Origin of the sequence: Pedobacter jamesrossensis (genome assembly GCF_042650905.1) — a bacterium.
Classification (GTDB): Bacteria; Bacteroidota; Bacteroidia; order Sphingobacteriales; family Sphingobacteriaceae; genus Pedobacter; species Pedobacter jamesrossensis.
This window is the reverse complement of sequence record NZ_JBHSBY010000034.1, coordinates 68,943-81,699: the sequence shown is the minus strand read 5'-3', so window position 1 is coordinate 81,699 and position 12,757 is coordinate 68,943. Positions and strand designations below refer to the sequence as shown.

The 12,757-nt window shown below is 35.4% G+C and carries 12 protein-coding genes and 1 tRNA gene; 9 read left to right on the top strand and 4 right to left on the bottom strand.

Annotated elements, in window-relative coordinates:
• Window positions 1-85 precede the first annotated feature (85 nt).
• From ACFOUY_RS07105 to ACFOUY_RS07090, 4 genes are all read right to left on the bottom strand, one after another.
• Window positions 86-655, bottom strand: coding sequence for an adenylate kinase (locus ACFOUY_RS07105; RefSeq protein ID WP_378959793.1), 570 nt, complete (start codon window positions 653-655; stop codon window positions 86-88).
• Between the two features lie 371 nt (window positions 656-1,026).
• Window positions 1,027-1,100 (bottom strand) — tRNA-Arg (locus ACFOUY_RS07100).
• Window positions 1,101-1,198: 98 nt separating this feature from the next.
• The gene (locus ACFOUY_RS07095) at window positions 1,199-1,663 is read right to left on the bottom strand and encodes a redoxin domain-containing protein (protein WP_378959792.1); all 465 of its coding nucleotides are present in this window, start codon (window positions 1,661-1,663) and stop codon (window positions 1,199-1,201) included.
• A gap of 77 nt (window positions 1,664-1,740) precedes the next feature.
• Window positions 1,741-2,652, bottom strand: coding sequence for an SDR family oxidoreductase (locus ACFOUY_RS07090; RefSeq protein WP_378959791.1), 912 nt, complete (start codon window positions 2,650-2,652; stop codon window positions 1,741-1,743).
• 161 nt (window positions 2,653-2,813) lie between these two features.
• On the opposite strand from ACFOUY_RS07090, the gene atpD reads away from it, so the two are divergent.
• From atpD to ACFOUY_RS07045, 9 genes are all read left to right on the top strand, one after another.
• Window positions 2,814-4,319, top strand: coding sequence for a F0F1 ATP synthase subunit beta (gene atpD / locus ACFOUY_RS07085; protein ID WP_378959790.1), 1,506 nt, complete (start codon window positions 2,814-2,816; stop codon window positions 4,317-4,319).
• Window positions 4,320-4,406: 87 nt separating this feature from the next.
• Window positions 4,407-4,652: an ATP synthase F1 subunit epsilon gene (atpC, locus tag ACFOUY_RS07080; protein ID WP_378959789.1), complete on the top strand. Its 246-nt coding sequence runs from the start codon at window positions 4,407-4,409 to the stop codon at window positions 4,650-4,652.
• 549 nt (window positions 4,653-5,201) lie between these two features.
• Entirely contained in the window at window positions 5,202-5,585 is a 384-nt protein-coding gene (locus ACFOUY_RS07075) for a hypothetical protein (protein ID WP_378959788.1), read from the top strand.
• 590 nt (window positions 5,586-6,175) lie between these two features.
• On the top strand, window positions 6,176-7,066 hold the full coding sequence (ilvE, locus tag ACFOUY_RS07070) for a branched-chain-amino-acid transaminase (RefSeq protein WP_378959787.1): 891 nt from the start codon (window positions 6,176-6,178) through the stop codon (window positions 7,064-7,066).
• 66 nt (window positions 7,067-7,132) lie between these two features.
• Entirely contained in the window at window positions 7,133-7,711 is a 579-nt protein-coding gene (locus ACFOUY_RS07065) for an O-methyltransferase (protein WP_378959786.1), read from the top strand.
• Window positions 7,712-7,744: 33 nt separating this feature from the next.
• On the top strand, window positions 7,745-9,433 hold the full coding sequence (ilvD, locus tag ACFOUY_RS07060) for a dihydroxy-acid dehydratase (protein ID WP_378959785.1): 1,689 nt from the start codon (window positions 7,745-7,747) through the stop codon (window positions 9,431-9,433).
• A 221-nt stretch (window positions 9,434-9,654) separates the two neighbouring features.
• The gene (gene ilvB / locus ACFOUY_RS07055; RefSeq protein ID WP_378959784.1) at window positions 9,655-11,403 is read left to right on the top strand and encodes a biosynthetic-type acetolactate synthase large subunit; all 1,749 of its coding nucleotides are present in this window, start codon (window positions 9,655-9,657) and stop codon (window positions 11,401-11,403) included.
• Between the two features lie 83 nt (window positions 11,404-11,486).
• A complete protein-coding gene (gene ilvN, locus ACFOUY_RS07050) occupies window positions 11,487-12,125 on the top strand; it encodes an acetolactate synthase small subunit (protein ID WP_378959783.1) in 639 nt (212 codons plus the stop codon).
• 88 nt (window positions 12,126-12,213) lie between these two features.
• The gene (locus ACFOUY_RS07045) at window positions 12,214-12,675 is read left to right on the top strand and encodes a DinB family protein (RefSeq protein WP_378959781.1); all 462 of its coding nucleotides are present in this window, start codon (window positions 12,214-12,216) and stop codon (window positions 12,673-12,675) included.
• The last annotated feature ends 82 nt before the right edge of the window (window positions 12,676-12,757 follow it).

Sequence of the window (12,757 nt, the reverse complement as noted above, 5' to 3'; positions counted from 1 at the left end):
CATAAAAATCGCTAAAAAACAAACATCCGCAAAAAACAACTTATGCCTTTTTTGCGGATGTTATTATTTTAAAAAACTTAACTATTTAAAACTGATCAATTACAGCACAAAGATCGGTATAAACTCTATCTATTTCACCTATTCCATCTACTCTCTTTAACTTTCCTTGTTCCTCATAATAAGGCAATACATGGATAGTTTTATCAAAGTATTCTGAAATACGTTTTTTCAATTTCTCTGCATCATCATCTGGCCGACCACTGATTTTATGGCGTTCAGCAATGCGTTTAGTTAATTCATCCTGATCAACATCTAAAGCGATAACACCAGCAATTTTACTGCTTTTACGTTCCAAAAATAAATCAAGTTCAATAGCTTGAGGAACAGTACGAGGAAAACCATCAAACACAAACCCTTTCGCATCTGGATTTTTATCTACTTCTTCTTCAAGCATGGCAATTGTTATCGCATCAGGCACTAATTCTCCCTCAGCTAATAATTGACTAACTTTTTTTCCTAGCTCTGTTTCTCCTTTAACATGCGCTCTAAAAAGATCGCCTGTTGAAACATGTACCAACTGATATTTTGCAATCAGCTTTTCAGATTGGGTGCCTTTACCAGCCCCTGGAGGGCCAAAGAGAACTAAATTAAGCATTAACGTGGTTTAGGTTGTCTTAAAATTAAAAAGCCAAATTCCTGTGGCTTTACTAAATGTGAAAGATTTTGTTTTAAATTAATTAAAGCACCGCCTTTCAAGGCTGCAAATATATAATTATTAATTTAGATGCTATTTATAAATGATAATTTATTTAAAAATCAGACGGTTTTAAAAGCATTTGAATCGTATTACAAAGAATCTTAGGTTTAGCTTCCTTTCAACCAAACATTCTATTTAAGCAGGCTATTTCAACAAATAATCAACCCGAATTGGATACTTCTTTTAAGAAAATTAAACTTTAAAATAAAAGCTATTGCTTTTTAAGCTTAAACAGAAAAGAGGACTTCATAAATGAAATCCTCTTTTAGTGCACTTGTAGGGATTCGAACCCCAAACCTTCTCATCCGTAGTGAGATGCTCTATCCAATTGAGCTACAAATGCATTTTCCGTTTGTTAACGGACTGCAAAGGTAAGATTTGAGATCTAAATTCAAAATAATATTTGAAAAAAATATTCAAAAATCTAACCAACACAAAATTTTAAGCTTTCAAAGCATCATCAATCGACTTAAAGTCAGGCAATTCATGTGCATCTTCTAAAACCTCTGCATATGCAATTTTTCCAGACTCATCTATAACAAAAGCTGCTCTTTTCGATACACCTTTCAATCCGAACACAAATTCTTTGTATAAAGAGCCGTAAGCATCTGATACTTCTTTGTTAAAATCGGATAATAATGGAAACTGATAATTCTGTACTTCTTTAAACTTAGCTAATGAGAAAGGAGAATCAACTGAAATACCTAGAACTTGCGCATTGATGCCTTCATAAAAACTAAAATTATCCCTCATTGTACATAATTGCTCCGTACAAGTACCTGTAAAAGCCATTGGGAAAAAGTGGATAATTACTTTTTTACCTTTAAAAGCTGACAAGGAAACTTCGGCTAAATCTGAACTGTATAATTTAAAATCTGGGGCTTGGTCGCCTATTTGTAATGACATATTTTAATTGCTTTATTGTTAAGTGTTTTATTGTTAGTTAATTGAACAATGCATCCAATCTTGATACCTGATACTATCTACTTGATACTATTCTTTATCTGCTCATCTACAATCTTTAAGCCTTCTTCAAAACTATGCGGATTGTATTCCAAATCTCTAACTGTTTTATCTAAAATAAACCCTGTTTTAGCAGGTCGTTTTGCCGTTTGATTCAAGCTATCTGAACTTATCTCAGAAATTATCGATTTATCTAAAGACCAATAATCGGCAACTTTTCGCACTAAATCTGCAATACTCATGTAATCTTTGCCCGAAACATGATACACACCTTGAGCATTTTTTTCAACAGCCAGGAGACAGGCATCAGCCAAATCCTCAGCAAGAGTTGGCATCCGCCACTGGTCGTTAACTACATTTATTGGCAAGCCTTTCTCTAAAGCACCTTTCGCCCAAAGCACAATATTACTCCGACTCATATCATTAGTGATTCCGTAAACTAAAATGGTACGCAAAATTGCCCAATTTGCTTTTGATTGCTTAACAGCCAACTCAGCCAATAGTTTTGTTTCCCCATAATAACTTAAAGGATTTGGTGCATCATCTTCAACATAAGGTCCTTTAGCACCATCAAAAATAAAATCGGTACTTAAATGTACAAAATGGATATTGTTTTCTTCGCAAAGCGCCACCAGATTTTGGGTAGCGGCTACATTTAATTGATAACAATGTTTTTTATTAGCCTCGCCTGTATCTACATTAGTCATTGCAGCAGTGTGTACAATCGCATCGGGCTTGTAATTTTCTATAACCTGCTTTACCTGCTCAAAATTTAAAATATCCATTTCTGCATATTCATAGCCATCTCCTATCGGATAACGGTTCACTCCTTTTGAAGTGGCAATAAGTTTTACTTTTCTGTCTGAGAGAACTTTTTCAGTTAATTTTTGCCCCAAAAGGCCGTTACTTCCAGTTACTAAAATAGTTTTCATTTTATGATTTTATGCCTCTAAATTATCTATAAAAACCTTGTTTAAAAATTTTATAAAATATATTTAAAATATAGCGAGAATAACTTAACTTTGCCAACCGAATTGGAGCCCTTTCAAACAGCTTTAATTCACTGACTATAATAAATTTACTCACAACAGATATGCCTAACTTAGGAAAAATAGCACAAATTATCGGCCCAGTGGTTGACGTTAGCTTTGCTGATGATGCCCATCTACCTAAAATTTTTGATGCGTTAGAGATAACGAAAGAAAATGGACAAAAAATTGTTTTAGAAGTTCAACAACACTTAGGTGAGGATCGCGTTCGTGCGATTTCGATGGATTCTACTGATGGTTTAGTTCGTGGAATGAAGGTACTTGATACTGGTTCAGCAATTAAAATGCCAGTAGGCGATCAAATTAAAGGTCGTTTATTTAACGTAGTTGGTGATGCAATTGACGGTATTACTGCTGTTGATAAAGCAGATGGTCGTCCTATTCACGCAACTCCTCCTAAGTTTGAAGATTTATCTACCGAAACTGAAGTACTTTTTACGGGTATTAAAGTTATCGATTTATTAGAGCCTTATGCAAAAGGTGGTAAAATCGGTTTGTTCGGTGGTGCTGGTGTAGGTAAAACAGTATTGATTATGGAGTTGGTAAACAACATCGCTAAAGCTTACGCTGGTTTATCTGTATTTGCTGGTGTTGGTGAGCGTACTCGTGAGGGTAATGATTTACTTCGTGAGTTTATCGAATCAGGTGTAATTAACTATGGTGATGAATTCCTACACTCAATGGAAAAAGGTGGATGGGATTTAAATGCTGTTGATACTGAAAAATTAAAAGAATCTAAAGCAACATTGGTATTCGGTCAAATGAACGAACCTCCTGGTGCACGTGCTCGTGTAGCATTATCAGGCTTAACAGTTGCAGAATATTTCCGTGATGGTGATGGCGAAGGCGCTGGAAAAGATATCCTTTTCTTCGTAGATAACATCTTCCGTTTCACTCAAGCAGGTTCTGAGGTATCGGCACTATTAGGTCGTATGCCATCTGCAGTAGGTTACCAACCAACATTGGCAACTGAAATGGGTTTAATGCAAGAGCGTATTACTTCAACTAAACGCGGTTCAATTACATCTGTACAAGCGGTATATGTACCGGCAGATGATTTAACTGACCCTGCTCCGGCAACAACGTTTGCCCACTTAGATGCAACTACAGTACTTTCTCGTAAAATTGCTGAGCTAGGTATTTATCCTGCAGTAGATCCATTAGATTCTACTTCACGTATTCTTTCTCCTTCTGTTTTAGGCGATGAGCATTACAATACCGCTCAACGTGTGAAAGAAACATTACAACGTTATAAAGAATTACAAGATATCATCGCGATTTTAGGTATGGACGAATTATCTGAAGAAGATAAATTAGTAGTATCCAGAGCTCGTCGTGTTCAGCGTTTCTTATCTCAACCTTTCCACGTTGCTGAGCAATTTACAGGCTTAAAAGGTGTGTTGGTTGATATTAAAGATACAATAAAAGGTTTCAACATGATTATGGATGGTGAAGTTGACGAATATCCTGAAGCTGCATTTAACTTAGTTGGTAGCATTGAAGATGCTATTGAAAAAGGTAAAAAATTATTAGCAGAAGCGAACAACTAGTATCGAGACTTGAATATCAAGTATCAAGATAACTAAACTCTAACTTGATACTTGATACTTAATACTTGCTACTCAATATAAAAAAGAATGAACTTAGAAATATTAACTCCAGATAAAAAAGTTTTCGAAGGTGAAGTAACAGCAGTTACGGTTCCTGGTACTTTAGGTTCTTTTCAGATTCTGAAAGACCATGCCCCTATCATCTCAACTTTGGAAGATGGAGAAGTTATTATAAAAGCAAACACTAAAGACGAGCAACGTTTTTTTATTAAAGGCGGTGTAGTAGAAGCTATTCACAATAAAATTGTTGTCTTAGCAGAAGGTATAGCTTAAAAAGTCTTGATGCTGAATTTATTTCGGCTCTAATAACATAGATGGCCTTTTCGATTAATTTCGGAAAGGCTTTTTTTGTTTTCGACATGTTATAAAAAATATTTAGACATCATTTATAAAGGTTTTGTAGCAAAAATTCATTTATTTAAATGTATCCACACCCCAAGATGCTTTTTTATCTTATCTTATATACCAGCGTAATATCTATGACTTTAGCTAAAAGAATATTATTTTCATTTCACCCATTTTTTGCTTTAATAAAGTAAAAGCTAAAGAATTTGATTCACTAAGCGATTACGTTAAGATATTCTCAAAGAAAAAATATAATGGTTTAGATGGGAACTGGCTAAAAGAAGACCGAACAAAAAATACTGAAATTTGGAATCGAGCCAATAAAGCCAAGATCAAAAAATCTAACGGTATATTGAACATATCGATATTTATCACCGTTGTGCTTTCTATAAGTGGTTCGAACATAAAACGGATTCATAAGGATTTGAAACCCGTTGGGCAGGAGCTGCAAAAACCACAACCATAAAACTCAAAAATTTGCTTAACCCTATCGCTAAAACCTTCGGAAATTCTAGCACTGAAATTGAAGCATTCGTAAGAAAAGGCAATGGAACTATTTTTAACGACATTTCGAAAGACCTAAAATCTCTTTACGAACATTCACCCTTGAAAAGTACTGATGCTGAAAATTGGTATGGTTATTTATTGCTGAAAGAACAAAAATTAATTGAATCTTATTACCAGAACCTTAGTGAAACCTCTTTAAGAAAACTTCAAAAATCCTTAAGAAAGGAAAGTACATTTTCCAAAATACTACCCGGATTAGAATTTGAAGGAAATCTATTAAACATTCCTGGCAGATGGCATTATGGAATGAAAATGATGCAGTATAAAAATCCTGATATTACATTGTTAAACTGACCAGTTTTAAAGTACAACTTTTCAAAATTCCATGCACTAAAGGCAATTTTAGGCAGAAAATCAGAAAATTTATAATGCAAGCATAACAAACATACCATATACCGTTTTGATATTTAGTCTACGGTCGTCGGCATTAAATCACAAATTCGACAACAATAAAGAATATAATTCTGTATTAAACATAAAAAATAAAATTATATTCTTATTTCATTTTTTTCTTATTTCTCTTGCATATTAATGAACCAAAAACTAAATTGGTTTTATAAACAATAAGGCAATAATGACTTTAACAAATAACACATTTTCAAACCACTCTATCGCAATTGCGATTGGAAATGTTGTGTTATTACCTGTCATTATACTTAACCTCCTACTCCTAAATATTTTATGGGATAATAGACAGGGCAGCTTTTAAATAGATTTAAGAAAAAAATATACCTAAAGCGTCCTGATAAAAACAGGACGCTTTTTTTAAATAAAAAAACATGGTATTATGAACCGTTCATGATTAAAAAGCCAAAATAAAAAGTGGAATATTTATTTAATCATGACAAGCTCCATCTGACAGATGAAGAAAAGTAAAATAAAAAATGAAATACTATAATTCTAATACAATTATTTACCTTGATGGGCAGTTTGAAAAAGCTGTAGATAGCAGTACTGACCTTTACGGGCAATCGCTACATTATGGCTATGCGGCATTCGAGGGTATTAGAGCCTACAAAACGCATAATGGTAATCGCATTTTTAAAGCTGCAGCTCACTTCGACCGCTTAGAGCGTTCTTGTCAGCTGGCAAATATTCCTTTCCCTTGGGATAAGCAAGAATTAATTAAAGAAACTTATAAGCTACTTACTTTAAACAAACTGAAAGATGCTTACATCCGTCCGTTGGTTTTTTGCCACCCAAACATGAAATTAAATGAACCAACAGGTGTTTCGATTTTGATTTGCGCCTGGGATTGGGACGCTTATTCGGGTAATAAATTATTAAAGCTAACGATCTCAGATTACGAAAGACCAAATCCAAAATCAACTCCAATGGAGGCGAAATTAAGCGGAAACTATGTTAATTCTATTTTAGCTACAACTGCAGCCAACATTAAAGGGTATGATGAAGCTTTGCTTTTAGATATGCATGGTTTTGTTGCTGAAGCATCGGGCGCTAATATTTTTATAGAAAAGGATGGCAAACTTTACACACCATCTTTAGGAAATATTTTACCTGGGATTACTAGGGCGACCGTTAAAGAGCTTTGTACTGTTCTGGATATCGAATGCATTGAGAAAAAATTAACCGTAGAAGACTTAAAATCTGCAGACAGTGCTTTCTTGTGCGGTACAGCTACAGAAATTGCAGGCATTGCCTCTATAGATGATATTGTTTTCCGTAGTTTGTGGAGAGAATCCATCGGTTATACTATACAGCGTGCCTATAAAAATCTTGTACTTGAGAAGGTAAACTACGAGGTGATTATTTAGTATCAAGTAGCGAGAATCAATTATCAAGATAAAGAACTAACAGAACCAGAATATACATTTTAAACAATGAATCAAGATATCAATCAACATTTTCCCAAGGCTTATCATCAAATTGAGGAGGCAACAAAAGCGTCGGGATTTGATATGGCTTCTGATGTATTGACTTGTTCATTATTGAGAACTCTTGCAGCTTCAAAACCAGCAGGTAGTTTTTTAGAATTAGGTACGGGAACGGGTTTATCAACCTCTTGGATATTAGACGGAATGGATAAAGACTCCAACTTAATATCGGTAGATAACGATGATAAATTTTTAAACATTGCGAAAAGTTTTTTAGAAACAGATAGCCGTTTAAATTTAATTCCTTCAGATGGCGGTGAGTGGATAGAAAACAATAGAGACAAAAAATTCGATTACATTTTTGCAGATACCTGGCATGGAAAATATTTGCTTTTAGATGAAGCAATTGCAATGCTTAATAAAGGTGGGTTTTATATTATTGATGATATCTTACCTCAGCCAAATTGGCCTGATGGACATCAAGAGAAAGCAAACAAATTGATAGAAGATTTAGAAGCTCGAGAAGATTTAATCTTAACCAAACAAGTTTGGGCAACAGGAATTGTAATCGGAGTAAAAAATTAACAACTAACAGAACCAGAATATACATTTTAAACAATGAGCGAATTAAACAAGTACAGTAAAACATTTACACAAGACCCAACACAACCTGCGGCGCAAGCTATGCTTTATGGAATCGGTTTAACTGATGCAGATATGGCAAAAGCACAAGTCGGGATTGCAAGTATGGGTTACGATGGTAACACTTGCAATATGCACCTTAACGACCTTGCAAAAGATGTTAAAGCGGGCGTCTGGAAAAATGATTTAGTCGGTTTAGTTTTTAATACCATCGGGGTAAGTGACGGGATGAGCAACGGCACCGATGGTATGCGTTACTCTTTGGTAAGCAGAGATGTAATTGCAGATAGTATCGAAACCATTTGTGGCGGACAATATTATGATGGAATTATATCTATACCAGGTTGCGATAAAAATATGCCCGGTGCTATTATGGCAATGGCTCGTTTAGATCGACCTTCTATTATGGTTTACGGCGGTACAATTGCGCCCGGACATTACAAAGGTGAGGAATTAAACATTGTTTCTGCTTTTGAGGCTCTAGGCCAAAAAATCTGCGGTAATTTGTCTGAAGAAGATTATCAGGGAATTATTAAACATACTTGCCCAGGTGCTGGTGCTTGTGGAGGTATGTATACTGCAAATACAATGGCATCGGCAATCGAAGCTTTAGGAATGAGTTTACCTTATTCTTCTTCGAACCCGGCAATTAGTGAAGAAAAAAAACAAGAGTGTTTAGACGCTGGAAAGTATATCAAAATTTTATTAGAAAAAGATATTAAACCATCAGATATCATGACGAGAAAAGCATTCGAAAATGCAATTCGCTCGATCATCATATTAGGAGGAAGTACAAATGCTGTATTACACTTCATTGCAATGGGTAAAGCCATCGGTGTAGAAATTACACAAGATGATTTCCAAAAAATGAGCGATATCACACCTGTGTTAGCCGATTTTAAACCAAGTGGAAAATATTTAATGCAGGATTTACATCAGTACGGCGGCATTCCTGCAGTTTTAAAATATATGTTAAACGAAGGCTTATTGCATGGAGATTGTTTAACAGTAACGGGTAAAACAATGGCTGAGAATTTAGCTGATGTGAAATCGATTATGGATTATGACCAGAAAATTATCCAAAAATTAAGTGAGCCTATTAAAGCTACAGGTCACTTGCAAATTTTGTACGGAAATTTAGCTGAGAAAGGTTCTGTAGCAAAAATCTCTGGTAAAGAAGGTGAAAAATTTGAAGGTCCAGCACGTGTATTTGATGGCGAAAAAGACTTGGTTGCCGGAATTTCTTCGGGTAGAATTAAATCCGGCGATGTTGTGGTTATCAAGAACGAAGGTCCCGTTGGTGCACCAGGAATGCCAGAAATGTTAAAACCTACTTCATTAATTATTGGCGCTGGTTTAGGTAAATCTATCGCATTAATTACAGATGGTCGTTTTTCTGGAGGAACACACGGTTTTGTGGTTGGCCATATCACACCAGAAGCTTACAAAGGCGGTTTAATTGGTTTGGTTGAAGATAACGACAGGATTTTAATCGACGCTGTTAATAATGTTATTACGCTTCAAGTAAGCGAAGAAATTATCGCAGAACGAAGAAAAAACCACAAACAACCAGCTTTGAAAGTAACAAAAGGTGTTTTATATAAATATGCCAAAACCGTATCAGACGCAGCCAGTGGCTGCGTAACTGATGAATTTACCCCCTAAAGGGGAATAAAACCTATAAAATTACAATTTTAATAGGTTTAGAAATCTTGATGTCACAAATTGTGATATCAAGATTAAAACTTAGGTTAATGAATTCGGGTAATTATAAAACAAAAATACCAACCAGTCACAAATTGTGACCGGTTACTAAGAAACACTTAGGATATTATCACTAATTGTGATGACATCCTAAAAAATAGTAGAACCACAAAAATATAATTATGGAGACTGCACAAGATACATTACAAAAGGAGGCACAAGCAGAAACCTCAAAAAAACTGTTTAAAGGAACAGGTTCGCAGGTTCTTTTGAATGGGTTAATTGAAGAGGGTGTAACCACCATTTTCGGCTATCCAGGAGGTGCGATTATGCCAATTTACGATGCGCTTTACGATTATACCGAAAAATTGCAACACATTTTGGTTCGCCATGAGCAAGGCGGAATACATGCTGCACAAGGCTTTGCAAGAACAAGTGGCAAAGTTGGTGTTTGTTTCGCTACCAGCGGACCAGGTGCAACCAATTTAGTTACTGGTTTAGCTGATGCACAAATCGACAGCACACCATTAGTCGTTATTACTGGGCAGGTTTTCGCTCATTTATTAGGAACGGATGCTTTTCAGGAAACTGATGTAATTAATATTACAACACCTGTTACCAAATGGAATTATCAGGTTACTGATGCGAATGAAATTCAAGAGGTTTTAGCTAAGGCTTTTTTTATTGCTAAAAGTGGTAGACCAGGGCCGGTTTTAATCGATATTACTAAAAATGCACAAATGCAGATTGAGGAATTCCCTGAATATGTAAAGTGTAATCATATCCGTTCTTATCGTCCAAAACCAAAAGTTAGGGTTGAATATATAGAAAAAGCTGCTGCATTAATTAACGCTGCTAAAAAACCATTTGTATTATTTGGGCAAGGTGTTGTTTTAGGAACTGCGGAAGAAGAATTTAAAGCTTTTATAGAAAAAAGTGGTATTCCAGCAGCCTGGACAATTATGGGTGAAGGTGCTATTCCAACTTCGCATCCATTAAATGTTGGTATGTTAGGTATGCATGGTAATTATGGTCCAAATGTTTTAACCAACGAGTGTGATGTTTTAATCGCTATTGGAATGCGTTTCGACGATCGTGTAACTGGTCGTTTGGATAAATATGCAAAACAGGCTAAAGTAATTCACTTAGATATTGACCCTGCGGAAATCGACAAAAATGTTAAAGCCGAAGTTGGTGTTTGGGGCGATTGTAAAGAAACTTTACCGTTATTGACAAATATAGTCGAAGCTAAGAAACATGAGGACTGGGTTGCAAAATTCAGAGATTACAATCAACAGGAAATAGACCAGGTGATTACTCCAGAGCTTTATCCATCTGGCGATGAAATAACAATGGGTGAAGTATTGCGTAACATCAACGAAATTTGTGGTGGTGATGCTGTAATTGTAACCGATGTTGGTCAGCACCAAATGGTAGCCTGCCGCTACGCCAAGTTTAACAATACACGCAGTAACATTACTTCTGGTGGTTTAGGCACAATGGGTTTTGGTTTGCCGGCTGCAATCGGTGCTAAATATGGTGCTCCAGATAAAACGGTTATCGCTATTATTGGTGATGGAGGTTTCCAAATGACACCACAAGAACTAGGTACCATTATGCAATTTGGTGCAGCTGTTAAAATTTTAATTTTAAACAACCGCTTTTTAGGAATGGTTCGCCAATGGCAGGAATTATTTAACGACAAACGTTATTCTTCGGTAAACATAACCAGTCCAGATTTTGTGGCTTTGGCCAAAGCTTATTACATCGAGGCTGATAAAGTTGATGAGCGTGCAAACCTGAGAAATGCTTTACAAACCATGATTAATCACGAAGGTTCTTACCTGTTGGAAGTAATGGTTGGCAGAGAAAATAACGTTTTCCCAATGGTTCCACAAGGAATGAGCGTAAGCGAAATTAGGTTGAAATAATTGAGAACAAAGAGCAAGGAACAAAGAATAAGGATTTAATTCATGTCTTTATTCATTGCTCCTTCATCCTTAATGTAAGAAAAATGAGTACTGAAAACACATTAGAACATAAAATAGATAAAGCTGATTTAGAAGGTAAGCAGGAATATACCATCACAGTTTATGCGGAGAATCGTATTGGTTTATTAAACAGAATTGCGATTATCTTTTCCAAAAGAAAAATCAACATCGAAAGTATAAATAGCTCGGCTTCAGAAATTGAAGGTATACACCGTTTCAATATTGTGATTACCGAAAGTTATGAAGTAGTTAGAAAACTTTCCCGTCAGATTGAAAAGCAAATCGAAGTCTTGAAAGTTTATTTCAACACAAATGAAGAAATCATCTGGCAAGAATTGGCTTTATACAAAGTTTCTACAGATGAAATTGCGGAGAAAGTTACGGTAGAGCGCTTATTGAGACAATATGGTGCAAGTGCAGTGGTAATTCGCAAAGATTATACTGTTTTTGCTGTAACAGGCCACAGAGAAGAAACTGATGCTTTAGTGAAAGCTTTAGAGCCTTATGAATTAATCGAATTCGTTCGCTCGGCGAGAGTAGCGATTATTAAAGATAGTGCTGGTTTCCATGAGAAACTGAAAGAATTTGAGGCTTTCGAACCTGGAGAAGAACTTGTAGAGAATGAGTTTTTAGATAAGGGAGAGAAAATATTTACAATGTAGGAGAAAGGTAAAGGTTGGAAAGGTTTAAGGCGGAAGGTGTCTAATCTTTACACTTACTACTTGATACTAACTATTTGATACTAAAAAAATGAACGAAGTATTTGAATTTATAATAAACTCGAGAAAAGCATTTATCCAATTAATTGAGGGATTATCCATTGAGCAGTTGAATAAAATTCCTGATGGATACAATAATAACATCATCTGGAATTTCGGTCATATTGTAGTAAGTACACAAACACTTTGTTATGTTAGAACAGGAGTTTTGAAAGATGCATCAACTGTAAAATTCAATGAGTTTTACAAAAAAGATACCAAACCAACTTATACTGTAACAGCAGAAGAAGTTGCAGAATTAAAAGCTAACGCATTGGAAAGCATCAAAAAGATCGAGGAAGACTACCAAAGCGGAAAGTTTGGAACGATTACACCATTTGCAACGGCTACTTTTCATGCTCAAATGAAAAGTATTGAAGAGGTACTAATTACGACAGTTGGGCATGATAATTTACATTTTGGATACGCCTTGGCTTTGAAGAAAATAGTATAGGAGATGGAAAATGGATGTGGGTTTGAAACAAAAACATAAATAACATAATCCGATTGCAGTGGAAATACTTTTACCAAGTCCC